17 protein-coding genes and 1 pseudogene are annotated in these 24,425 nt (G+C 65.5%); 7 read left to right on the forward strand and 11 right to left on the reverse strand.

Annotated features, from left to right (window positions below; all coding sequences use genetic code 11):
• Positions 1-119 precede the first annotated feature (119 nt).
• The 5 genes and pseudogenes from RM463_RS07470 (at position 120) to RM463_RS07490 (ending at position 5,635) form a co-directional block, all read left to right on the forward strand.
• Positions 120-1,367, forward strand: coding sequence for a glycine betaine/L-proline ABC transporter ATP-binding protein (locus RM463_RS07470; protein ID WP_195689069.1), 1,248 nt, complete (start codon positions 120-122; stop codon positions 1,365-1,367).
• Positions 1,368-1,372: 5 nt separating this feature from the next.
• On the forward strand, positions 1,373-2,206 hold the full coding sequence (locus tag RM463_RS07475; RefSeq protein ID WP_311429938.1) for a proline/glycine betaine ABC transporter permease: 834 nt from the start codon (positions 1,373-1,375) through the stop codon (positions 2,204-2,206).
• Positions 2,207-2,302: 96 nt separating this feature from the next.
• On the forward strand, positions 2,303-3,172 hold the full coding sequence (locus tag RM463_RS07480; RefSeq protein ID WP_311429638.1) for a glycine betaine ABC transporter substrate-binding protein: 870 nt from the start codon (positions 2,303-2,305) through the stop codon (positions 3,170-3,172).
• Positions 3,173-3,460: 288 nt separating this feature from the next.
• A complete protein-coding gene (locus tag RM463_RS07485; protein ID WP_195689067.1) occupies positions 3,461-3,889 on the forward strand; it encodes a universal stress protein in 429 nt (142 codons plus the stop codon).
• A gap of 72 nt (positions 3,890-3,961) precedes the next feature.
• Positions 3,962-5,635 (forward strand): annotated as a pseudogene (locus tag RM463_RS07490) (BCCT family transporter).
• 157 nt (positions 5,636-5,792) lie between these two features.
• Here the strand turns inward: RM463_RS07490 and RM463_RS07495 are convergent.
• Together RM463_RS07495 and RM463_RS07500 are read right to left on the reverse strand one after the other, a co-directional pair.
• Positions 5,793-6,512 (reverse strand): 3'-5' exonuclease, encoded by a 720-nt coding sequence (locus RM463_RS07495; protein ID WP_311429639.1) that lies wholly within the window; start codon positions 6,510-6,512, stop codon positions 5,793-5,795.
• 2 nt (positions 6,513-6,514) lie between these two features.
• Positions 6,515-8,428: a DUF294 nucleotidyltransferase-like domain-containing protein gene (locus RM463_RS07500; protein WP_311429640.1), complete on the reverse strand. Its 1,914-nt coding sequence runs from the start codon at positions 8,426-8,428 to the stop codon at positions 6,515-6,517.
• Between the two features lie 286 nt (positions 8,429-8,714).
• Between RM463_RS07500 and RM463_RS07505 the strand changes: the two genes are divergently transcribed.
• Positions 8,715-9,320: a hypothetical protein gene (locus RM463_RS07505; RefSeq protein ID WP_311429641.1), complete on the forward strand. Its 606-nt coding sequence runs from the start codon at positions 8,715-8,717 to the stop codon at positions 9,318-9,320.
• Between the two features lie 153 nt (positions 9,321-9,473).
• On the opposite strand, the gene RM463_RS07510 is transcribed toward RM463_RS07505, so the two are convergent.
• From RM463_RS07510 to dctP, 3 genes are all read right to left on the reverse strand, one after another.
• On the reverse strand, positions 9,474-9,860 hold the full coding sequence (locus tag RM463_RS07510; RefSeq protein WP_195689062.1) for a DUF4168 domain-containing protein: 387 nt from the start codon (positions 9,858-9,860) through the stop codon (positions 9,474-9,476).
• A 145-nt stretch (positions 9,861-10,005) separates the two neighbouring features.
• Entirely contained in the window at positions 10,006-12,204 is a 2,199-nt protein-coding gene (locus tag RM463_RS07515) for a TRAP transporter large permease subunit (protein ID WP_311429642.1), read from the reverse strand.
• A 139-nt stretch (positions 12,205-12,343) separates the two neighbouring features.
• The gene (gene dctP, locus RM463_RS07520; protein WP_311429643.1) at positions 12,344-13,519 is read right to left on the reverse strand and encodes a TRAP transporter substrate-binding protein DctP; all 1,176 of its coding nucleotides are present in this window, start codon (positions 13,517-13,519) and stop codon (positions 12,344-12,346) included.
• 409 nt (positions 13,520-13,928) lie between these two features.
• On the opposite strand from dctP, the gene RM463_RS07525 reads away from it, so the two are divergent.
• Positions 13,929-14,852 (forward strand): DMT family transporter, encoded by a 924-nt coding sequence (locus RM463_RS07525; RefSeq protein ID WP_311429644.1) that lies wholly within the window; start codon positions 13,929-13,931, stop codon positions 14,850-14,852.
• Here the strand turns inward: RM463_RS07525 and RM463_RS07530 are convergent.
• The 6 genes from RM463_RS07530 to RM463_RS07555 form a co-directional block, all read right to left on the reverse strand.
• A complete protein-coding gene (locus tag RM463_RS07530) occupies positions 14,812-17,799 on the reverse strand; it encodes a molybdopterin-dependent oxidoreductase (protein ID WP_311429645.1) in 2,988 nt (995 codons plus the stop codon). The genes RM463_RS07525 and RM463_RS07530 overlap by 41 nt on opposite strands.
• Before the next feature lie 10 nt (positions 17,800-17,809).
• On the reverse strand, positions 17,810-19,525 hold the full coding sequence (locus tag RM463_RS07535) for an NADH-ubiquinone oxidoreductase-F iron-sulfur binding region domain-containing protein (RefSeq protein ID WP_311429646.1): 1,716 nt from the start codon (positions 19,523-19,525) through the stop codon (positions 17,810-17,812).
• 136 nt (positions 19,526-19,661) lie between these two features.
• Positions 19,662-20,045 (reverse strand): RidA family protein, encoded by a 384-nt coding sequence (locus RM463_RS07540; RefSeq protein ID WP_195689056.1) that lies wholly within the window; start codon positions 20,043-20,045, stop codon positions 19,662-19,664.
• Between the two features lie 135 nt (positions 20,046-20,180).
• Entirely contained in the window at positions 20,181-20,975 is a 795-nt protein-coding gene (locus tag RM463_RS07545) for an Ldh family oxidoreductase (protein ID WP_195689055.1), read from the reverse strand.
• Positions 20,972-22,732, reverse strand: a complete 1,761-nt coding sequence (locus tag RM463_RS07550) for a hypothetical protein (RefSeq protein ID WP_311429647.1) — start codon at positions 22,730-22,732, stop codon at positions 20,972-20,974. Before RM463_RS07550 ends, RM463_RS07545 begins: the two co-directional genes overlap by 4 nt.
• 1 nt (position 22,733) lies before the next feature.
• Complete coding sequence (locus RM463_RS07555) at positions 22,734-24,422, reverse strand: BCCT family transporter (protein ID WP_195689053.1); 1,689 nt, start codon at positions 24,420-24,422, stop codon at positions 22,734-22,736.
• Positions 24,423-24,425 lie beyond the last annotated feature (3 nt).

Raw genomic sequence — 24,425 nt, forward strand, 5'->3', positions numbered from 1 at the left:
AAGTAGGGTGTAGCACCTTTCGCAACCGTCAACGCTCCCGCATGCCAAAATAGGCGGCATCGGCCCGGCATATGCTGCGCCGTTTGCATTACGCCAGGGACTGACAAGAAGGCAAATCAATGAATGAGAACCGAAACGTCAAGATTCGGGTTCGCAACCTGAGCAAGGTCTTCGGCAGCAATCCGAAGAAGGGGCTCGAACTGCGTGACCAGGGCCTCAAGCGCGCCGAAATCCACGAAAAGACCGGCCAGACCCTGGGCCTCTCCAATATCGACTTCGATGTCTACGAGGGCGAGCTGCTGGTGATCATGGGCCTTTCCGGCTCCGGCAAGTCGACCCTGATCCGCTGCCTCAACCGGCTGATCGAGCCCACCGAGGGCGAGATCATCATCGACGACGAGAATATCCCCGAGCTCGATGACAAGGCACTGCTGGAGTGCCGCCGCCGCCACTTCTCCATGGTTTTCCAGAACTTTGCTCTGTTCCCGCACCGCACGGTGCAGCAGAACGCCGAGTTCGGTCTGGAAATCCGTGGGGTCGACAAGGCAGAGCGCAGCGAGATCGCCAGCAAGGCGCTCAAGCAGGTGGGCCTCGAGAGCTGGGAAGACGCCTACCCCAACCAGCTCTCCGGCGGCATGCAGCAGCGCGTGGGCCTGGCCCGTGCCCTGGCCAACGACTCCACCGTGCTGCTGATGGACGAAGCCTTCTCGGCACTGGACCCGCTGATCCGCGGCGATATGCAGCAGGAGCTGCAGGAACTGCAGAGCCGCATGCAGAAGACCACGGTGTTCATTACCCACGATCTCGACGAGGCGCTCAATATCGCCGACCGCATCATCCTGCTCAAGGATGGCGAGATCGTGCAGATCGGCACGCCGGAAGAGATCCTGACCCAGCCTGCCGACGAGTACGTAAGGCGCTTCGTGGAAGGCGTGGACATGTCCAAGATCCTTACCGCCGAGCATGCCATGCGCAAGGTACGCGCCATTGCCCGGGATACCGACGGCCCTCGCACCACGCTGCGCAAGATGCACGAGAACAACATCGACTCCATCTATGTCACCCGCCGGGATCGCACCCTGGTCGGGCTGGCCGAGGTCGATGCCCTAGAACAGGCGGCCAACGACGGCAAGGACACCATCGCCGACTGCATGACCCAGGAGTTCCGTAGCGTGAGGCTCGACGAGCCGATGCATAACCTGTTCGCCATGTTCAGCGAGAAGAGCTACCCCATCGCGGTGGTGGATGCCGACAACCGGCTGCTCGGCGTGGTGGTCAAGGGGGCGGTGCTCGACCAGCTGGCCCAGGCCGCCGAGCCCTCGACGGTAAATGAAGACAATCTCACGGCAGCGGCAGGAGACCAGTGATGGCGATCGACATTCCCCGTATTCCCCTGGGCAACTGGATCGAAGGTAGCCTCGAGTGGCTGACCAGCGAGTACTCCATGGTCACCCGTGGCATCTCCCGGGTGACCCAGACCGGCATCGACGGCCTCAACGACGCCCTGATGTGGCTGCCCCCCTGGGGGCTGCTGCTGATCATCGTCGGCCTGTGCTGGTGGCTGGCCAACGCGCGCCTGGCGATCGGCGCCGCCGTCGGCATGGCCCTGATCTGGAACATGGGCCTGTGGGACTCGATGATCGAGACCCTCACCCTGGTGGTCATCGCCACCCTGGTGGCGGTGGTGATCGCCCTGCCGGTAGGCATCGCCGCGGCGCTCTCCGAGCGGCTCTACCGGGTGATCATGCCGGTACTCGACTTCATGCAGACCATGCCGGCCTTCGTCTATCTGATTCCGGCGATCCCCTTCTTCGGCATCGGCTCGGTGTCGGCGATCTTCGCCACGGTGATCTTCTCCATGCCGCCGGCGATCCGCTTCACCACCCTGGGCATCCGCCAGGTGCCCGGTGAGCTGATCGAGGCCGCCGACGCCTACGGTGCCACCCGTGGCCAGAAGCTGTTCAAGGTGCAGCTGCCACTGTCGCTGCCCACGGTAATGGCGGGCATCAACCAGACCATCATGCTGGCCCTCTCCATGGTGGTGATCGCCGCCATGATCGGCGCCGATGGCCTGGGCAGCGAGGTGTGGCGTGCCATCCAGCGCCTGCGTCCGGGGGATGGCTTCGAGGCGGGCATCGCCGTGGTGATCCTGGCCATGCTGCTCGACCGACTGACCCAGTCCCTGCGCAAACAGCGCAAGTCCTGAGCCGGACGACCGAGGCCTGCGTTGAGGGCCTCGGTTGAAAGCCCGCAGAGAAGCCGCCAGAGTATTGCCTGTAAATACTCGAAGGAAGGAATCACGATGAAGCATCTGCTTAACCATCGCATCCGCCTCGCCGGCCTGGCCCTGGCCACCGGCGCCGCTCTTTCCGCGGGCGCCGCGCAAGCCGAAGAGAAGGGCACCGTGCACCTGGCCTATGTCGAGTGGGCCTCCACCGTCGCCTCCACCAACGTGATGCAGGTGGTGCTGGAGCAGGCCGGCTACGATGTCGAGACCTCCTCGCTGTCCGCCGCCGCCATGTGGCAGTCGGTCGCCACCGGTGACGTCGACGCACACCTGGCCGGCTGGCTGCCGATCACCCACGAGGACTACTACGCCAAGCTCAAGGATGACGTGGTCGATGCCGGTCCCAGTCTCGAAGGCGCCAAGCTGGGCATGGTGGTCCCCGCCTACAGTGAAGCCGACTCCATCGCCGACCTGAACGATCACGTCGACAGCTTCGACGGCAAGATCACCGGCATCGATCCGGGCGCCGGTGTCATGCGCCTGACCGAGCAGGTCATCGAGGATTACGACCTCGACTATGACCTGGTCAGCGGCAGCGGCGCCACCATGACCGCCGCCCTCAAGAATGCCATCGACAACGAGCAGGATGTGGCGGTGACCGGCTGGGCGCCCCACTGGAAGCTGGCCCGCTGGGATCTCAAGTTCCTCGAGGACCCCAAGGGCACCTACGGCGGTGAGGAGAAGATTCACACCATCGTTCGCCAGGGCCTCGAGGAGGAGATGCCCGAGGCCTTCGCCATCCTGGACGCCTTCGAGTGGGACACCGAGATGATGGGCGAGGTCATGCTTATGCAGGAAGAGGGTGACGACGCCTACGCGGAGGCCAAGAAGTGGGTCGAGGAGAACCAGGACGTGGTTCAGGAGTGGCTCGACGCCGCCTCCTGAGGGCGGACAACGGCTCACTCCTCCCTGGCTGATGCTTGACCAGGCAAAGGGGAGGCACCACAGTGCCTCCCCTTTTGCATGCCGAGATGCGACTACACTAACCTCAGCAAGGTCGACTAAGCACGGCTGGCTCAGCACGGTTGGCATTCGGAAGGAGAGCCACCGCTCCCGGCCCGTCGCCGGCAAGCACGCCGTTGCGAGAAGAGCATCGCAACAAGCTCGTAGCAAGAAGAGCGTCGCAAGAAGCCCCGTGGCAACAGGGCGCGTGGCAAACAAGGAGAAGCAGGCATGTTCAACAAGATCATGGTGCCGGTCGATCTGGCACATATCGAAGTGATCGAGCCATCGCTGAAGGTATCCGCGGACATGGCACGCCACTACCAGGCCGAGGTCTGCTATGTCGGGGTCACCGCCACCACGCCGGGCAGCGTGGCCCGCACACCCGAGGAGTATGCCCAGAAGCTGGAGGCCTTCGCTCAGCAGCGCGGGCAGGTGCATGGTCAGCCGGTCAGCAGCAAGATGATCAGTCGGGTCGACCCCGTTGCCGACCTGGTCGAGACGCTGGTCAAGGCCATCGATGAAGTCGAGGCCGACCTCGTGGTGATGCCGACCCACGCCCACCGCCACCTGGATATCGTCATGCCGGCCAATGGCAGCCAGGTCGCCAGCCGCACCAGTGCATCGGTCTTCCTGGTGCGCCCCGACGCTAACGAATAACGACGTCACTACCACTCGCGCACACCAATAACTCGAACCTGCGCTTACCATTAACCTCAAGGGAGATGTCTCGTGGCCAATCCGACCAACGATGACAAGCCCCGGGAGCCTCAGCAGGGTTCCGAGGGGATTCCGGCCCCGGAAGGGCCGGCAAACCTGATCGACACGGATTACGTGATCGGTCAAGACAATATCAAGGCGTCCCCGCTAGGGGTCAATGTGGATCTGCACAGCACGGTCTTCATGGTCTCTTCGGTCGTGATCCTGCTGTTCGTGATCCTGACGCTGGCCATGCAGGCTCAGATGGAGCCGATCTTCGATGCCATGTTCAGCTTCCTCACCACCAAGCTGACCTGGGTGTTCCTGCTCGGCGCCAACGTCTTCGTGATACTCGCGCTGGTGCTGATCTTCACCCCTCTGGGCAAGGTGCGTATCGGCGGGGCCAACGCCAAGCCGAACTTCGGCTACGCCGGCTGGTTCGCCATGCTGTTCGCCGCCGGCATGGGCATCGGCCTGATGTTCTATGGCGTGTCGGAGCCGCTGGGCCACTTTGGCACCGCCCTGGGAGGCATCGGCCTGGGCGAGGATGGCCTGCGCACCGACTGGGCACCGCTGGGCGGCGCCGAGGGTGATCAGGCCGGCGCCGTCTCGCTGAGCATGGCCGCCACCATCTTCCACTGAGGCCTGCACCCCTGGGGCGCCTATGCCATCGTCGGCCTGTCCCTGGCGATCTTCGCCTACAACAAGGGCCTGCCGCTGACCATGCGCTCGATCTTCTACCCGGTTCTGGGTGAGCGTATCTGGGGCTGGCCGGGTCACCTGATCGATATCATGGCGGTCTTCGCCACGCTGTTCGGCCTGGCCACCTCGCTGGGGCTCGGTGCCACCCAGGCATCGGCCGGCCTCAACTATCTGTTCGGTATCCCCGATACCAACCTCACCCTGGTGCTGCTGATCCTGGGCATCACCCTCGTCGCCCTGGGCTCGATCATGCTGGGTGTCGACAAGGGCGTGCAGCGCCTGTCGCAGCTCAACATGGCGCTCGCCCTGCTGCTGCTGCTGTTCGTGATCGCCGTGGGCCCGACGCTGATGATCGCCACCGGGGTGGTCGAGAACCTGCTGGGCTATGTGAAGAACCTGCCGGCCCTCGCCATGCCGTTCGGACGTGAGGATGCCAACTTCACCCAGGGCTGGACCGCCTTCTACTGGGCCTGGTGGATCGCGTGGTCGCCCTTCGTCGGCATGTTCATCGCCCGGGTCAGCCGTGGCCGTACCGTGCGTGAGTTCCTGATCGCCGTGCTGGTGGTCCCGACCCTGGCCTCGGTGGTATGGATGACCGCCTTCGGCACCACCGCCATCAATCAGGTGATCAACCAGGGCATTACCGAGGTGCAGAACGCCGCGCTCGAGCTGCAGCTGTTCACCATGCTGGAGTACCTGCCGCTGACCGCCATCACCTCCTTCGTCGGTATCGTGCTGGTGATCGTATTCTTCATCACCTCCTCCGACTCCGGCTCGCTGGTGATCGACTCGATCACGGCCGGCGGCAAGGTCGATGCTCCCAAGCCCCAGCGCGTGTTCTGGGCGCTGATCGAAGGCGGCATCGCCATCGCCCTGCTGCTGGGCGGCGGCCTCGGTGCCCTGCAGACCGCGGCGCTGACCACCGGGCTGCCCTTCACCCTGGTGCTGCTGGTGGGCTGTTACGCCATCGTCAAGGGGCTAATGAGCGAGCCCAAGGCCAAGTAGGACGACAAGCCGGTGAGTCGGTAAGCGACACGACTCGCCAAGACGCAGAGAGGCGGCCTACGGGCCGCCTCTCTGCATTTGTGGCCAACGTCTCAGTCTCGACTCCGGTCTCACAGCGCCTGGCTCACCGACTTCTGCTGCTTCTGCGTCTAACTCCTCAACTCCATAGCTCGCCCACCGGCGTCTCGGCCGAGAAGCGGCTGGCCACCTGGGCCTGAAACAGCTCGGCCGTGGCCAGCGCGTCCACCAGTGCATGATGCCCCTGGTAGGCTGGCAGGCCATAGCGCTCACGACTGGCATTGAGGCGAATGGAGACCGGCGGCCGCCCCAGCCAGCGCCGGAAACGTGCCCACAGCGACTGACGGTGCAGCCGCGCCTCCAGCGACATGGTGTCGATCACCGGATAGAGCAGCCCCTCCCCCCACCGATGGCGCACGGCCGTATCGATGAAACCGCGCTCGATATGGCGGTAGTGCACCACCGCCAGGCGCCCTCTCAGGGCATCCAGCATCTCGGGCAGCACCTCCTGCAGGTCGGGTGCATCGACCACCTCGCTATGGGTGATGCGGTGCAGGGTCACCGAGCTCCGAGTAAGCTCGCGATACGGCTTCAGCACCCAGTATCGCGCCTCGCGTAGTGGAATACGCGCCAGGTTGAAGGGCACCACGCCGATGCTGACGATGGCGTGACGCCGCGGGTCGAGGCCGGTGGTCTCGATATCCAGCGCCACCAGCGGCGCCTCGCCGATAGGGGTATCGGGCGCCGGGCAGCCGGCGGCATAATAGTCGGCCAGCAAGGGATGGCGCACGCGGCCGGCACGGTCGGCGACATACTCCGCCCAGCCCGGAGCGGGTTGGCGTACCCCCCTGAAGATCACGGCTACCGCCTCCGCCGCTGGGAGGCAGGCGGCAGGGGGTAGCGGAACTTGAGAAACTTCTGGGCATTGCTCAACACCTGGAAGGCATCCTTCAGGGTGTGCCGATCGCTGTCGCTGATATTCTCCGGCTCGATATTGTTGTCCGGCTCACGCTCGGCCTGAACATCGATCACCTGATGGTGGACCCGCGTCATGCTCAGAAACTCCAGCGCATGGCGCAGCTTCTCGCCTACCCCATCCGGCAGCAGCTGGGTATGGCTGATATCGTCCAGGCGCTCGAAGCTGTTCTGGGCGTGGGAGCCGCAGGCCAGGGCGTGAACGCGGATCAGGTCGGTCAACGGTGCGGTTCCGCGTCGCTTCAGGTTGATGCTGTTGTTGTGCTTGCCATCCTTCTCCATCACGAAGGTGCGGAAGAACCCCAGGGGCGGGGTGCGGTTGAGGGCGTTACGGGCCATGGCCGCCAGGAACAGCTTGCTGTGGGGCGCCTGGGTGGCGACCAGATCCTGGAGCTGCTCCACGAACCGGTGCTCGCCATAGACCCCGTCCAGATCGAAGAAGATCGAGCTGTGCAGCAGCCGCTCGGGCGTGGGGTCACGAATCCAGTCCTGGAAGTAACCCTTCCATACCGACAGCGGCTGCCGCCAGCGTGGGTTGGTGGCCATGATATCGCCGGTGCAGTAGGCATAGCCGCAGGCGGCGAGTCCATCACTGACCCGCGTGGCCAGCGCCATGAAGTAGCCATCGTGGCGCTCGGAATCGAAGTCATCGGCCAGCACCAGGGCGTTGTCCTGGTCGGTAACCATGGTCTGCTCATTGCGTGCCATGGAGCCCATGGCCATATAGCAGTAGGGCACCGGCGGCGGCCCCAGCTCCTCCTCGGCCAGCTCCAGCAGGCGGCGCGTGAAGCTGCGGGCGATGGTGGAGAGCGCGCTGCCGATCATTCGCGAGTCGGCACCATCCTCGACCATGCGCACGAAGGTGCCTTTCACATCCGGCGCCAGCCGGGCCAGCCCCTCCACCGTGGACTGGCTGTAGATATTGCTGACCAGATAGAGGCTGGAGTGGGTCTCGTAACGGATGATATCGGAGAGGTGCACGATCCCCACCGGGCTGCGGCGATGCATCACCGGCAGATGGTGAATATTGTTGCGCAGCATGGTGAGCATCGCCTCATGTACCGACTCGCCGGACTGAACCGCTACCAGCCTGTTGCCCGCCACATCGCCGATCGGTGTGCTTGGCGGGCGCCCCTCGGCCACCGTGCGGCGAAAGTCGCTGTCGGTCAGGATGCCCTTCACCTGCCAGTCGCGCTCTTCGCTGTCACGCAGCACATAGCGCGAATTCTCCTCCGGAGCATCGAGCACCAGCACCGCCGAGGCGCCGTAGTCGGTGATCTGGCTGGCCGCCTCCTGCAATGTGGTGCTGGCCTCCAGCATCAGCGGGTAGCGGCTGAGCAGCTTGCGCACCCGGGTAATCAGCATGTCGTTCTGCTGCTTGTGCTGCTCCACCGCCGTCTCGAGGCGTGGACGCTCCACCTCGACGAAGTCGGCGAAGTCGTCATCCTGCTCGCACAGGCGCTGGAAGACGGCATCCGGGATGAAGTAGATCAGGCTATCTTCCAGCGCCCGGGCGGGGAAGCGCACCCGATAGTTGCGCAGCAGGCTGAAGTGCCCAAAGATATCGCCCTCGCCGAGGCGATTGTGGAGACTGCCGTTGCGGCGATAGACCTCCACCGCGCCACTGCGCACATAGCCGAGCTCCCTGATCTCCTCGTCGAGCACCAGGATATCGCTGCCGGCCTGGAAGTAGGCAACCTCGACCTGGCTGGCGATCTCGTCGAGCAGCTCGTCGGACAGGGCGTCGAAGGGCGGAAACTGCCCCATATGCTGGCGTATCTCCAGCCATTCCACTTCCATGGGTCTCTCCCCTTCTCAGGCGGTTTCCGGCAAGTCTGTAAGAGTGCCGACAGGCTGTAAAGCAAGCCTCCGCTTCGGATCAGGCTGCAACCTCGATCGCGCCGTGATAACTACACTATCGGTAGCAAGGTATTCCCCAACCGAGTGATCGCATCTAGTTGCTTGGCCTGGCCTATCGGGCATTGCTCTTGCGCCTGAGCACCGAAGGCGCACACTGGCACGACGGATTGCGCCGGGTGGGGCTTGCGTAGCCGATCAAGCGTCTTCGGTTCACGATGAGGTCGCCATGTCATCACACCGCCTTCCCCTCTGGCTCAAGCTCGCCTTCACCCTGTGGATCGCCATCTGGGCACCGACCTATTTCGCCAAGGTGGGCTGGCAGAATTTCCTGTGGCTGTGCGATCTGGCCAGCCTGCTGATTCTCGTCGCGCTGTGGGCCGAGAGTCGTCTGTTGATGTCGGCCCAGTGGCTCGCGGTGCTGGTGGTGGGCACCCTGTGGAGCCTGGATGTGGGCGGGGCCTTGCTGTTCGGCGTTCACCCCATCGGCGGCACCGAATACATGTTCGATGCCCAGGTGGCGCTCTCCTTTCGCCTGCTTTCGCTCTTCCATGTGGTGCTGCCGGTAGTGACCAGCTATGCGCTGATCAGGCTGGGCTATGATCGACGCGGCCTCTGGCTGCAGACGGTACTGACCTGGCTGGTACTGCCCTTGACCCTGTTGCTCACCGATCCGGCGCGCAATATCAATTGGGTATATGGTCTTTTCGGCCAGCCCCAGGCCCTGCTCGACCCGCTCATCTACCTGTTGGGCCTGATGATCGGCTGGCCGATCCTGCTGTATCTGCCCTCACATTTGCTGGCCATCGCGCTGCAGCGCCGGCGGGCAAGATGACCATGCGGCCCAGAATCGACTCTCATACCATCGGCCTCGACAACGGCCCTTTCGAGCGCGGCCAGGTGCGCCATGCCTGGCGCACCATGAAAACGGCCACCCCGGAGGGTGGCCGTCAATGCCGATGGGAGCCGGCGGGGAGTCGGGCAAGCCTTACGACTGCGCCATCTCCTGAACACGCTGCATCAGCTCGGGATCCTGCTGAATGGCCTGGCCGATGGCGTTGAAGGTGTCGACCTCGAGGCCGCTCTCTTCCACTACGCTGACCATCTCCTCGTTGGCCTCGACACGAACCTGCTGCTGCGCCTCTTCACCCTCGGCGGCCTGCAGACGCTCGGTATACTCCTGAGACAGCACGGCGATCTCCTGCGAGGCATCGGCGAACTGCTGGAGCTGGGCATCGGAGAAGTCCTGGGCCTGAACCGAGGCCTCGGCCGACGTTGAGGCATTGGCTGCAGTGTCCTCTTGGGCATGCGCCGTGGCCGACATCAGGCCGGCACTGAGCAGGGCGGCGGAGAACAGGGCAGTCATGCGTTTCATAGATACCTCCAGGGGGACGTCACAAGGATACGTCAAAATGTGTGTGCCCCCCTGTGACGCCCCCGTGTCCGGAGGAGTTCAGATCGTTTTGTGTGGGAATGTAACAAGGGCGCCCGCAGGCGCCCTGCTCATGAACACCACCCCTTCAGCCGTATGCCAGGTTGGGCAGCCAGGTGACCAGCGCCGGAAACAGGATCACCAGCAGCAGGCCCAGCGCCTGCAGTGCCAGGAACGGGAAGGAGGAGCGGAAGATCTGCGCCATGGTGATATGTGGCGGGCAGACCCCCTTGATATAGAAGAGCGCATAGCCGAAGGGCGGGCTGAGAAAGGACATCTGCATATTGACCAGGTAGATGACGCCGAACCATAGCGAGACATCGGCGGGGTCCACACCCGGTAACCCGAATACCCCGTCGAAGGTGAGCCCCTTGATCAGCGGCACGAAGATCGGCACCGCCAGCAGCAGGATGCCCACCCAGTCGAGGAACATCCCCAGCGCGACCAGCAGCACCATCATCAGCGCCAGCACCGCATAGGGGCCGAGGCCGGCACCGGAGATCAGCTCCTGCACGAAGGTCTGCCCCCCCTGCAGGATATAGAAACCGACGAAGATGCTGGCACCGAAGATGATCCACATCACCATGGCCGACGCCACCAGCGTGGTCATGCAGGCGGCATGCAGGTTGGGCCATGTCAGCCGCTTGTGCATCGCGGCCACCACCAGGGCGCCGAAGGTACCGATGCCCGCCGCCTCCACCGGCGTCGCGATGCCGGTGAAGATGATGCCCAGCACCAGCACCACCAGCACGATGGGCGCCAGCATATTGCGCAGCAGGCACAGCTTCTCGCCCATGTCGACCCGGTCCTCGACCGGCATCGGCGGCGCCATCTTGACGTTCAGGGTGCCGCGCATCCAGCAGTAGAAGCCATACATGAAGGCGAGCAGCAGGCCGGGGAGAAGCGAGCCGAGGTAGAGCTCCCCCACCGACTGCTGGGCGATGACGCCATAGATGATGGCCAGGATCGAGGGGGGAATCAGGATGCCCAGGGTGCCGCCGGCCATGATCGAGCCGATGGCGATCTCGGGGTCGTAGTGGCGCTTGAGCATCGCCGGCAGGGCGATCAGCCCCATGGTCACCACCGCCGCGCCGATCACGCCGACCATGGCGGCCAGCAGCGTCGAGGCGATGACCGTGGCGATGGCCAGGCCCGCCTTGAGCCCGCCCATCCACTTGTAGACGACATCGAACAGCTCCTCGATGATGCCCGCCTTCTCCAGCACCGATGCCATGAAGATGAACAGCGGAATGGCGGAGAGCTGATAGTTGGTCATCATCGGGAAGATGCGCGAGGGCATCAGGTTGAGCATGGCCTGGTCGCCGACCAGATAGAGGAAGGCCACCCCCAGGCCACCGGTGACAAAGGCCAGCGGCAGGCCCGCCACCAGCACCACCATCAGGGTGCCGAACATCAGCAGGGTCAGGCCACCGATGCCCAGCCGACTCAGGCTGTTCTCGAGACTACCGGCCAGGCTCTCGTAGTCGGTGACGGCGATATTGACCATCTCGAACAGGACCCAGGCGGCCAGCAGTACGCCAAGCACCACCAGCAGTTGGGCGAAGCCGCGCCCCTGGCGCTCCCGTGCGCGATGATACCGAAACGCCTGGACGTCACGGATCAGCTGAGCGATGCCCTGCAGCAGCAGCAGCAGCGCCCCGAAGAAGAGCATGAACTTCACCGGATAGTACTGCACCGCCCACTCGGTAAAGGAGACCTCGTTGGCATAGCTCGCGCCGAAGAAGAGGCGGTCGCTCACCGACTGGGAAAAGAACTTCCAGCCGGTGACCAGCAGGGCCACGGTGAAGATAAAGAAGAATACCGAGGTCAGCAGGTCCAGAGCCGCCTTGGTCAACGGCCGCGCGCGCTGGTAGAGGATATCCACGCGCACATGGCCCCCCTCGCGCAGGGCGAAGGCGCCGGCCATCAGGTACTGCATGCCGAACATCAGGGTCATCGACTCGTGGGCCCAGTTGGTCGGCGAGTTGAAGGCGTAGCGCATCAGCACTTCATAGGCGAACACGAAGGGCGCGATCAGCGACCAGTAGGCCACGTAGCGGCCGAAGAAGCCGGACACGCGATCGATGGCGAGGGTAAGGAGGTTGCCGGGAGGCTGATAGCCGACCGCCACCTCCTCACCGGCCGGCACCTCGGCGACCTCGCCACCATCGATGCGGCCACCGCGGCGGAAGCTGCGATCGACGAAGAACATGACCACCAGTGGCAGGAAGATCAGCACCGACCAGTAGAGCCAGTGGGGCAGGATAAAGTTGATCTCTAGATTCATTGAGACTCCTCCGCGATGCCATCACCTCCCGGCGAGAGCGACGGATCATGGACCCGGCAGATGCGGGGTTGAGCGATATGCCCGGGGCCGGGTGCCGCGACTCCTGAGACGCAGCACCCGGCCTGGCCGAGCCGGCGGGTCAGACGTTGAGCTCGTAGTCCTTGATGTCCTCGGGCGTGATCAGCGCCACCGCGGGATCCATCATGGTGTCGAGGTGCGCCTTGAACAGGCGGGCGGCATCCGGGTCCTTGTTGGCCCACTTGAACCACAGCGGGATCGCCACCTCGCGGAAGCGGGTGGCGTCCTCTTCGGTCAGGTGGATGATCTCCACGCCCTTCTCGCGGTACTTGGGCCAGGCCTCGGCATTGGCCTTCTGAATCGCCGCATAGTGCTCACGGGAGTAGGCGGCGACCAGGTCGTGCATCAGGTCCTGGGTCTGGGAGGACATGCGCTCGAAGACGCGGCGATTGACGGCGATATCCATGAGGTCGACGGACTGGTGCAGGCAGGGGGTGGAGGGCGGCCCCATGATGATATAGTCGGCCACCTGCCAGAACCCCAGCTCGTAGTTGACCGCGGCACCGGTGAAGTCGGCGGCATCGATGGTGCCCTTCTCGAGTGCCGGGTAGACCTCCGAGCCCGGCAGCAGGGTGGTACGCGCGCCCATGGCGGCAAAGGTCTCGGCGACGATCCCGCCGGGCATGCGGATCTTGATGCCGTCGAAGTCATCGAAGCTGCGCAGCGGCACCTTGGAATGGATCAGGTTGAGGTCATGGTGGACATAGCCCAGCAGCTCCTGGCCCTGCTTGCGATAGAGATCCTTGGCAATATCCAGGCCGCCATAGGCGCCGAACATCATGTCCCACTGGTGGGGCAGCGAGAGCCCCATGGGGTAGGCGGTAAGGAAGACACCCGCCGGCATCTTGCCCGGCCAGTAGACGGTGAACCAGTTCTGGCCATCGAGCACGCCATTGCGCACGGCGTCGGCGACCTCGAAGGCCCCGGCAACGGCACCGGCGGGAAAGGGCTCGATATTGACCTCACCGCTGGTGGACTCGACCACGCCCTTGGCCCAGGCCTCGAAGGTGCGATAGCCGACGGTGCCAGGCTGCCACGAGGACTGCATGCGGATGCGGATGCCCTCCTGGGCCTGGGCATTGCCGATCCAGGGCGCCGCCACGGCGGCGGCGGAACCGACGGCGGCGGCCTTGAGGAAACGGCGACGGTCGGGCTCGCGACGATCGGGCTCGCGACGATCGGAGATCGCCTCGCCGGGTGACGTCAGGATGCGTGATGGCTGCTTGTCATCTTGCATGGAATAGACTCCAGATGGCGGTGGCCGGCCCCAACGGGGCATGGCCGGATCTTGTTGTTATCTTCCCTGGACCGATTCGCCGTTCATGGCCGCCCAGGCGACCCCGACGCCCCACGCTCGACTCCATCGTGCATGGTCGGTAAGCGCACGGGCGCTCCCCTCAAGAAGCTAGCGAAAGCCCCGGGCCCGGCCAATGCCGCGATTCAACGTTGCGATGCCCGCCATCCGCGAACCACTGCCCTGTCTCCGATGCCAATATGTTGTAAGCAATGGGGAAAAACTGGTCTGACCAGTTAGCCACTGGTCCCACGCTCTACGACCAAAGCACAAACCCTCGAAGGCGCCACGCCCCCTTGGCAGCCTGCCGCGAGGCGGCGAAGATGGTTGCCTCCCCTGCAAGGATGCCCCCATGCCCGCCATCTTCTCTCATCGCCTGTGGCTCGCCGCCATGCCGCTGCTGTTCGTGGTGCTGTGGAGCACCGGCTTCATCGGTGCCAAGTTCGGCCTGCCCTACGCCGAGCCCTTCACCTTCCTCTTCATTCGCTCCGCCCTGACCCTGGTGCTGCTGGCTCCCCTCGCCCACTGGCTCTCCGGCGAGTGGCCCCGCGGCTCCCGGCTATGGGGGCATATCGCGGTCTCGGGCCTGCTGGTGCATGGCGCCTATCTGGGGGGGGTCTTCTACGGCATCTACCTGGGCATGCCGGCGGGGCTCGCCTCGCTGCTGGTGGGGCTGCAGCCGCTGCTGACGGCGGGGCTCGCCGGCCCGCTGCTGGGCGAGCGGCTGACGACACGCCAGTGGCTGGGACTGCTGCTGGGGCTGGTGGGAGTCGCCCTGGTGCTGGGCGGCAAGCTCGACCCGGGCGAGAGCCTCTTCCAGGGCTTCGGCCTGGGGGCACTGGGGGCCGTGCTGGTCGCGCTGCTGGGCATTACCGGCGGCACGCTCTACCAGAAGCGCCACTGCACCGGCATGCCACTGCTCTCCGGTACCGTGGTGCAGTATCTGGCCACCGCCACGCTGTTCGGCCTGGGCGCCCTGCTCTTCGAGGAGCGCGGCGTGGAGTGGTCTCCCGTCTTCACCCTGACCCTGGGATGGCTGGTGCTGGTGCTCTCGATCAGCGCCATCCTGCTGCTGATGGCGCTGATCAAGCGCGGCGAGGCCTCGCGGGTGGCAAGCCTGTTCTATCTGGTGCCACCGGTCACCGCCCTGCAGGCCTGGTGGCTGTTCGATGAGGCCCTGCCTCCCGCCTCGCTTGCCGGCATGGCCATCGCCATCGCCGGCGTGGTGCTGGTGGTCAAGGGACAGCCGGCGAGAGCCGACAGGCCGCGTACTTGAACTCCGGGATCTTGCCGTAGGGGTCCAGCGCCGGGTTGGTCAGCAGGTTGGCCGCCGCCTCCACGAAGGCGAAGGGCACGAACACCATGCCTTCGGGCATGCGCGGATCGGAGCGTGCCGTCAGGGTGATCGTGCCACGCCGGGTCGCGATGGTGATCGGCTCTCCCGGCGCCACCCCCAGGCGTCCCAGCTCCGCGGGAGCCAGGCTGGCCGCGGCCTCCGGCTCCAGATCATCGAGCACCCGACTGCGACGCGTCATGGCGCCGGTGTGCCAGTGCTCCAGCAGCCGCCCGGTGGTCAGCACCGTCGGATAGTCGGCATCCACCGGCTCATCAGGCGGCAGCGGGCGGGTGGGCGAGAACTTCGCCTTGCCGCCGGCCCGCGGGAAGGCGTCGTTGAACACCACGTCCTCGCCCGGGGCGTCGGGGGCGAGGCAGGGGTAGATCACCGAGTCCTCCGCCTCGAGGCGCTCCCAGCTGATATGATCCAGCGAGGACATGCCCTGCTTCATCTCGGCGAACACCTCCCGCGGGTGGGCATAGTCCCAGCCCAGCCCGAAGCGCCTGGCCATCTCCTGGATGATCCACCAGTCGGGCTTCGCCTCCCCCGGCGGGGCCACCGCGGCGCGCCCCATCTGCACCTGGCGGTTGGTGTTGGTGACGGTGCCATCCTTCTCCGCCCAGGCGGTGGCCGGCAGGATGACATCGGCGAACTGGGCCGTCTCGGTCACGAACAGGTCCTGCACCACCAGGTGCTCGAGGGTAGCCAGCGCCTGGCGTGCATGGTTGAGATCCGGGTCGGACATCGCCGGGTTCTCGCCGAGGATATACATGCCCTTGATGGTACCGGCCACGATGGCATCCATGATCTCCACCACGGTCAGCCCGGGCTCGGGGTCGAGCTCGGTATTCCACAGCTCCTCGAAGGCGGCACGCAGCTGGGCGTCGCCCACCGGCTGATAGTCGGGCAGCACCATGGGAATCAGGCCGGCGTCCGAGGCGCCCTGGACGTTGTTCTGGCCGCGCAGCGGATGCAGGCCGGTTCCCGGACGTCCGGTCTGCCCGCAGGCGAGCGCCAGCGAGATCAGGCAGCGAGCGTTGTCGGTGCCGTGGGTGTGCTGGGAGATGCCCATGCCCCAGAAGACCATCGCCTTGTCGGCGGTGGCATAGGCCCGCGCGATCTCGCGAAGGGTATCGGGCGCCACGCCGCACAGCGGTGACATGGCCTCGGGGGTCATGTCGACCACGCTCGCCGCCAGCGCCGCGAAGCCTTCGGTATGGGCATCGATATAGGCCTGGTCGTAGAGACCCTCGGCGATGATCACGTTGAGCATGGCGTTCAGCAGCGCCACATCGCCGCCCGGCGTGAAGCGCACGCTGCGCCAGGCGTAGGCGTCCAGGGCCTGGCCGCGAGGGTCGAGGATGATCAGCCGGGTGCCGTTCCTGGCCGCCTGCTTGAAGTAGGTGGCCGCCACCGGGTGGTTCACCGCCGGGTTGCAGCCGGTAAGGACCACCACATCGGCCTCGAGCGCCTGCATGAACGACGCGGTGACCGCGCCGGAACCCAGGCACTCCATCAGGGCCGCCACGGAGCTGGCGTGGCACAGGCGGGTACAGTGATCGACATGGTTGGAGCCGAAGCCGGTACGCACCAGCTTCTGGAACAGCCAGGCCTCCTCGTTGGAGCACTTGGCGCTGCCGAATCCGGCGAGTGCCTCGGGACCGTTGCCGGCCTTGAGGCTGGTGAGCCCCTCCGCCGCCAGATCCAGCGCCTCCTCCCAGCTCGCCTCGCGGAAGTGAGTCAGCGGGTCGGCCGGATCGAAGTCGGGATCGACCCCCTTGGGCACGCCCTCGCGCCGGATCAGCGGCCGGGTCAGTCGCGCCGGATGATTGGGGTAGTCGAAGCCGAAACGCCCCTTGACGCAGAGCCGGCCCTGGTTGGAGGGACCGTTTCTACCGGTGACAAAGAGTATGCGCCCAGCTCCTGCATTGGACGGAGCTGATCCGGCGGCAGGGCTGCAGGGAGGCGCTACGAGTCCCTCCCTGGAAGCTACCTCGGCCATCCCCGGTCCTCGGACCTCCCCTTCGCCCTGCCCCCGGCGCTCCTCGACGTGTGGCGCGTCATCCTTGACATGATAGGTCAGCTGACAACCGACCCCGCAGTAGGGACAGATCGAGTCGACGGTGCGGTCGGCCACGGCGGAGTCGCCACGGCCCGCGTCATCGATCAGGGTCGCCGGCATCAGCGCCCCGGTGGGACAGGCCTGGACGCACTCGCCACAGGCCACGCAGGTGCTCTCGCCCATGGGGTCATCGAAGTCGAACACGATCTTGGATGCCGCCCCGCGATGGGCCAGGCCGATCACGTCGTTGCCCTGCACCTCGCGACAGGCCCGCACACAGAGCCCGCAGGTGATGCAGGCATCCAGATTGACGTTCATCGCCGAGTGGGTGGCGTCATGCCCTCCGGCATGGGGCAGCGAGTCGGCCCTCTCGGCCACATGATGCACCGTGGGCGACGTCCGCTCCGCCCGCGCGGGCAGACGCTCGCCCACCGCCGTGGCGTCGACGGCCAGCCGGTCGGCCATGGCCCACAGGTGGCTCGAGCGATCGGGACTCGCCTCGCGATCGGGCTGGTCGGCCAGCAGCAGTGCCAGCACCTCCTCCCGCGCCTCGCGGGCCCGCTCGGAGCCGGCGCTCTTCACTACCATGCCGGGGGTCGCCTCGCGGATGCAGCTGGCGGCGAGCACGCGCTCCCCCTCGATCTCCACCATGCAGGCGCGGCAGTTGCCATCGGAACGGTAGCCGGGGGCGTCCTTGAAGCACAGGTGAGGAATGGTCTCGCCGGCACGCTTGGCCACCTGCCAGAGGGTCTCGCCGGGCCAGGCGCTGACCTCGGCGCCATCCAGATTCAGGGTAAAGCTTTCCATTACGCTCTGGTCACTCATCTCTCCCTCCTCACCCCTTGGCGATCAGGTTGCGGTCGGCAAGCTCGCCGCGGAAGTCGCGCAGCAGGCTGATCACCGGATTGGGCGCGGCCTGGCCCAGGCCGCAGATGGAGGCGTCCATCATCACCCGGGCGAGCCGCTCGAGCTGCGGGACATCCCACTCGTCGCGTTCGAGAAGGGTGAGCATCTTCTCGCTCCCCACGCGGCAGGGCGTGCACTGTCCGCAGGACTCGTCGGCGAAGAAGGCCAACAGGTTGCTGGCCACGGCACGCAGATCATCCTGGTCCGAGAGCACGACGATCGCCGCCGAGCCGATGAAGCAGCCATGCTCCTGAAGGGTATCGAAATCGAGCGGGATATCCGCCTTGTCGGCCGGCAGGATCCCCCCGGAGGCGCCGCCGGGCAGGTAGCCCAGCAGCCGATGGCCCTCGGCCATGCCGCCACAGTACTCCTCCAGCAGCTCGTGCAGGGTGATGCCCGCCGGGGCCAGGTGGACGCCGGGGCGCCTGACCCGGCCGGAGACCGAGAAGCTGCGCAGGCCACGCCGGCCATGACGCCCCTGGGCGGCGAACCACTCGGCCCCCTGCTCCCAGATGCGCGGGATCCAGTAGACGGTCTCGACATTGTTGACCAGGGTCGGACGGTCGAAGAGCCCCCTCTGGGCAACAAAGGGGGGGCGATGCCGGGGCTTGCCGGGCTTGCCCTCCAGGGACTCGATCAGCGCCGACTCCTCGCCACAGATATAGGCGCCGGCACCGCGACGCAGCACGATATAGCCCGGCGCCACCAGGCCGGCCTCCTCCAGCTCGCCGATGGCGCTGTGCAGCACCCGGTGCAGGCCGGGATACTCGTCGCGCAGGTAGATATAGAGCGCCTCGGCCTCCACCACCCAGGCGCCGACCAGGGCACCCTCCAAGAAGCGGTGGGTCTCGCGCTCCAGATAGAAGCGATCCTTGAAGGTGCCTGGCTCGCCCTCGTCGGCATTGATCACCGCATAGCGAGGGCCCGCCTCGGCGCGAACCGCCTGCCACTTCCGATGGAGCGGAAAGCCGGCGCCACCCAGGCCACGCAGTCCGGCATGCTCGAAGGCCTTGATCAGCCTCTCGACGCTCACCTCACCGTCGCGGCAGGCGTTCAGCAGCCGGTAGCCACCGGCCTCGCGGTAGTCGGCCAGGCGCTCCCAGAGGATCGTCTCGGGGTGGAAATGACCGGTATCGATCACCGCCTCGACCCCTTCCACGCTGGCGTAGCGGACATGGTGGTGCCCCACCTCCACCACCGGCGCGCTATCGCAGCGCCCCATGCAGGGCGCGCGCAACACGCGAACCGCTTCCGGGGCGGCACCGGCCTCGAGCTCCGCCTTCAGGGCTTCCGCGCCGGCCAGCTGGCAGGAGAGAGAGTCACAGACCCGCACCGTCACCGCCGGCGGCGGTGCCTCGTCGTCGTGGACCACGTCGAAGTGGGCGTAGAAGGTGGCGGTCTCGTAGATGGCCGCCATGGGCAGGTTCATGTAGGCGGCCAGCGCCCGCAGCTCGACCATGGCCAGATGGCCATGGGCATCCTGGATACCATGCAGATGCTCGATCAGCCGGTCACGGCGCTGCAGGCTGGGGTCGCTGCGTTCATCGCCCAGCAGGCGACGCAGCCCGGCGAGCGCCAGCGGGGCCAGTTCGCGGCCACGGGCCCTGCCGCGGCGACGCTTCGGTTGAGTGATCTCCACAGTCATAACGAGCTCGTTGTCATAATTGTTAAGAGGCGCGACAGTCAGCGGGTTCTATATTCGCGTGCGTTGATATGAATCATCCCTATGGTGGCACTTGCCCCGCGCCAGGACAATCTCCGGGCAGCCACCAGCGCCTCCCTCAGCTTGCCTCATCGATGGCGGCGTAGGCCACCATCTCGACCAGCATCTCCTCGCGGGCGAAGCCCGAGACGATGATGGCGGCGCGATTGGGATAGGGGGCCTTCACCACCTCGGCGTAGAGCCTGTTGACCGTGGCGAGGTCTTCGCGCCGGGTCACATAGATCAGTACCTGGGTCAGGTTCTCGACGCCACCGCCGGCGCACTCCAGGGTGTGTACCAGATTATCCAGCGTCTGGCGGGTCTGGGCCTCAATGCCGCCGCTGACGACCTCGCCCTGATCGTCGATCGGAATCTGGGCGGTGAAGAGGATGCCATTGCCCACGGTTGCCCATGACAGCGGGGCGCGGGAAGCGAACAGATCGGTGGTAACGGGCTGAACCATGCGGGTGTCCTTCTCTGGGGTGCTCTGGATAGGTGGATAAGGGGGTGGGCGGAGAGATATATGGGTGGATAACGAGGCCCCGGCGCTCCTCGAGGGTAAGCGCCGGGCCTGGTCGTCACCCAATGAATCGATGACTCAATCGTTGTCGGAGACGCCGGCTCCGGCGCCACCGCGGGAGGCATCGGTGGACTCGACCAGAATGCGTGCTGCCAGGTCCTTGAGCCTGTTCCACACGCCATCATTGATGGGAATACCATCGAGCATGGCCCGCTCGCGGCAGGCCAGCAGCGTCGACTCTTCATGGCGGGCCAGCAGTTCGTAGTCGAACTCGGAGCGCATCGACGGCAGCAGGTCGACGTGGTTGGCAAACACCAGCGTGATGCCGTCGTTCGGCTCGTTCTCCTCGGGGACCTGCTTCACCGCATAGACGCGGATCTCGGGCACCGAGCTGTTGGCACGAAAGCCGACCACCTGCTCGGTCAGCGGTGGCTGGTCGCTGCCCTCCGGGGCCTGAGCGTTACGCCAGAAGGCGGTGACGTTCATGCCCCGCCCGGCGATGCGGGCCAGATAGCCCATGATCAGCTGGCGATTGTGACAGCGCCGGATCTTGATCACCGAGAGGCCCCGGGCGCGCGCCTTGGCGAAACCGAGCTCCAGCGCCAGGCTCGAGCTTCTGAGAACGCTATGACCCTGGCCATCGAGTACCGCGAGGTCACCATCGGAATAGAGCTGCACCGGCGCATGCTCCTGGGCATGCTGCTCGGCCAGCAGATAATCGAGGCCACGATTCAGGGCCTCCAGTCCATCGAGCTCATGGAGCTGCATCCAGGCGACCATGTCGGCGGCGTCGCTGGCGTCGCCATCTTCGAAGCCCAGGCCCAGAAAGGCCTTGCGGCAGAGTCCTTGGAGCTCGTTGTAGGAGACCTTCATGTTGTGACTCCGGTGGTAAGGGGGGTGGGGGTATCCTCGGCGTGGCTTGTCGATGGTTCGAGCGGAAAGCTCCAGTCGTCGAAGGCACGCAGGTCGTCGGGCTCGGCGTTGAGCTCCTCGACCAGCGGTGCCCCCTGGAACAGGGTGATGCGTACCCAGCGATCCGACTTGGGGTCGAAGCGGCTGGCGCCGAAGAACGATAGCTTGGTGCGCAGCAGATGCATGGGCTTCATGTCGCGAGCCCAGAGGTTGGCCCGAATCTCGCCGAAAGGCGTTTCGACCATGGTCTGAATGCGGCGCACGATGTCCTTGTGACGCGAGTGCTGGATCAGAAAGTCGACCACCGAGGCGCGGGGGTGGTCGCCCAGATAGTCGCTGATGACGCGATGGGTATCCGCTACCCGCGGCGCGATGGCCAGCTTGAGCTCGCGGTCGGCACCGGGTTCGCTGTCGCGCACCCCAAGCCGTGGCTCCTCCTTCTCGACGGAGCGATACCAGAACCAGTAGCGATTGTCGGGGTCGTCGAAGTCATAGGAGAGCGCCCAGTCGTAGTGGGTCTCGATCAGCTGCTTCAGGCGTACCAGCGGCATTTCCGGCGTCAGTTCCATGCGCTCATCGACGCCCATGCGGTCCTCGAAGGGCTCGACGATGTCCGGGTAGATCTCCAGCAGCAGGGTGTTGATCAGCTCCTGGGTCTCCAGCGACAGGGTCCGGTGACCCCACTCGATCAGCTCCTGCCAGAGATCGTCGGTCAGCGGCACCTGCTCGAGCCAGGCACGCACCTCGGGCAGGGCCGCCGCGGTCTCGACATTGCGCGCGCTCTGTTCGATATCCTCGGTGACGGTCTGCTCCAGATGGCGCTGGGCACGGCTGACCAGTGCGATCAGCGCGGCACGCTGCTCCTCGTCGGGCTGCTGGGCACTGATCCGGGCCAGCGCCTGTTCCCGGCTCTCGACCCACTGCTCGATCAGCTGCGGGTGGTTGATCAGAAACGGCGCCATGCCCAGCCCGGTCGAGTTGCCGATCCCCAGATAGCGCCGCAGCGGGGTGGCAAGCCCGACGCCAGTCGCCGGCGCCTGGCGCCTGGCGATGTGCTCGATCTGCTCGATGGAGAAGTGGCGCAGTAGATAGACCCCCAGCATCTGGGCCGAGAAGGGCCGCTGGAAGTCCGGGTTGTCGCGCAGGCGGTCGAAGTCGGCGATGCCGAACTTGCCGTTGCCGTAGACGGCCGTGGTGCGATACAGGTAGCCGACCCGGGTGATCCACCTGGGGTCGGGCTGCTGGCCGGCGCTGAGCGCCTCGGTAAAGGCGGCGAAGTTGCGCAGGCTGCGATTGGCCCGGGAGAGCACCAGCAGGCGCGGGTGCTGGCGGCCGGCTTCCTGAAGCGGCACGTTGGCCGCCATCTGCTCGAGCAGGGCGTCGTCCACATCCCCTTCGACCACACCGAAGGTCACGTCCCAGGCCTCGGCGATGACGCGATCCGAACGGGCATCATCGGGCAGCGGCTGGGAGAAGATCACCCCGTGATAGCGCCCCCGCGGCGTCTGCAGACGATAGATGGCCGTGCCGTGACCGTCGTCGTCGAGATCGAAACGCGTCGTGCTGATCTGCCAGCGCTGACGCGCCATCTGGCGTATCAGGCTGCGCACGAAGCTCAGACGGCTGGGGTGCAGGCTGCCCAGGCGCTCCAGGTCCATGACCCGCTCCGGGGCACGCAGGCGCAGGCTCTCCTCGAGCGGAGAAACGCGATCGATCATGTTACTGCTCCTGAGAGGGCGTCGAGCCTGGCTGTGCCGGCGGTGTTGACGAGGCTGGCTGGACCGCGATCGGCCGCAGGTCCCGGGAGACCAACCCCTGATTGCGGGCCATGGCGATGGCGGCCTGGGGGCCGGTCCACAGTGACGGCAGCAGCACCAGCGACACCGGAATGGCGGTGAGCACGATGAACTGCTGCAGGGCGCTGATCTGTCCGGCACCCATGTACAGCAGGATTGCCGCCATCAGTGACATGGTGATGCCCCAGAAGGCACGGATCAGCGAGCTGGGCCTGTCGTGGCCGGCGCCGACCACGGCGATGGCATAGCTCATCGAGTCGCCGGTGGTGGCAACGAAGATGGTGGTGAGCACCAGGATCGCCAGCGCCATGAAGGTGCCACCGGGCAGTGCCTGAGCCACGGTGAGGGTGGCCACGTCGAACTGGAAGTTGGTCAGTGCCTCGCTCAGGTCGATCACCCCGGTGAACTGAAAGAAGATGCCCGAGCCGCCCAGCAGGGTGAACCAGATCGTGGTGGCGATGGGCGCCAGCACGGCGACGGTCAGGATCATCTGGCGGATCGTGCGTCCCCTGGAGATGCGCGCGACGAAGATCGCCATCAGCGGACCATAGCCAATGAACCAGGCGAAGAAGAACACCGTCCACCACTGCATCCACCAGTCCGGTGCGCTCTGGGCGGTCATGGTCGACATGGTGAAGAAGTTGGTCAGGTATTCGCCGAAGCCCTGGGTAAAGGCGTTGACCAGAAACAGCGTGGGGCCGAACAGGAAGATCACCGCCGCGATGCCCAGCGCCAGGAAGACATTCAAGCGGCTCAGCAGCTGGATGCCCTTGTCGATGCCGGTGATCGCCGAGGTGACATAGATGGCACCGAGGCAGACCAGGATGATCAGCTGGGTGGTGTAGTTGTTGACCACACCGAGCAGCTCATGCAGGCCGAAGCTCACCTGGGTGGCGAGAAAGCCGATGGGACCCACGGTACCGGCGACCACGGCGATAACGCAGAGCGCATCGACCACACCGCCGAACATGCCGCTCATGATGCGCTCGCCGAACAGCGGGTAGAGCAGGGTCCGCGGCTGCAGCGGCTGGCCCTTGTCGTAGTGGGCGTGGGCCAGCACGATGGAGGTCAGGCTGCCCAGTACCGCCCAGGCCAGAAAGCCCCAGTGCATGAACGACTGGGCCAGTGCCGGCGCGATGGCGTCGACAGTGCCCGCCTCGGTGTCGAATGACGGCGGCGTCGTCACGAAGTGGTAGATCGGCTCACCAGCTGCGAAGAAGACCCCGCCACCGGCCAGCAGGGTGCACATGATGATCGACACCCACTTGAAGGTGGAGAGCTCCGGGGTAAAGGTATTGCCGATGCGTGCGCCGGCCATGGGCGTACAGGTCAGGCCGATGGCGACCAGAAAGGTCAGCAGCAGCAGCAGCTGGAAGTAGGCGCCGAGGGCCTTGGCCGTCCAGGCGAAGCCTGCGCCAATGGCATCGGCGACGCCGTTGATATCATAGAGTGACAGGCCCACGAACAACACGATGAAGCCGATGCTCAGGGTCAGCACGACAGGATCGCCCAGTCGATGCTGACCGGCAGGCAGCGAGGCTTCGGGAGTGTCGCTGTTGTTATCGATGCTGTTATCGATGTAGGTATTGGTGTTGGTCTTGGTTGACGACATCAG

Origin of the sequence: Halomonas sp. LES1 (genome assembly GCF_031846005.1) — a bacterium.
GTDB lineage: Bacteria > Pseudomonadota > Gammaproteobacteria > Pseudomonadales > Halomonadaceae > Halomonas.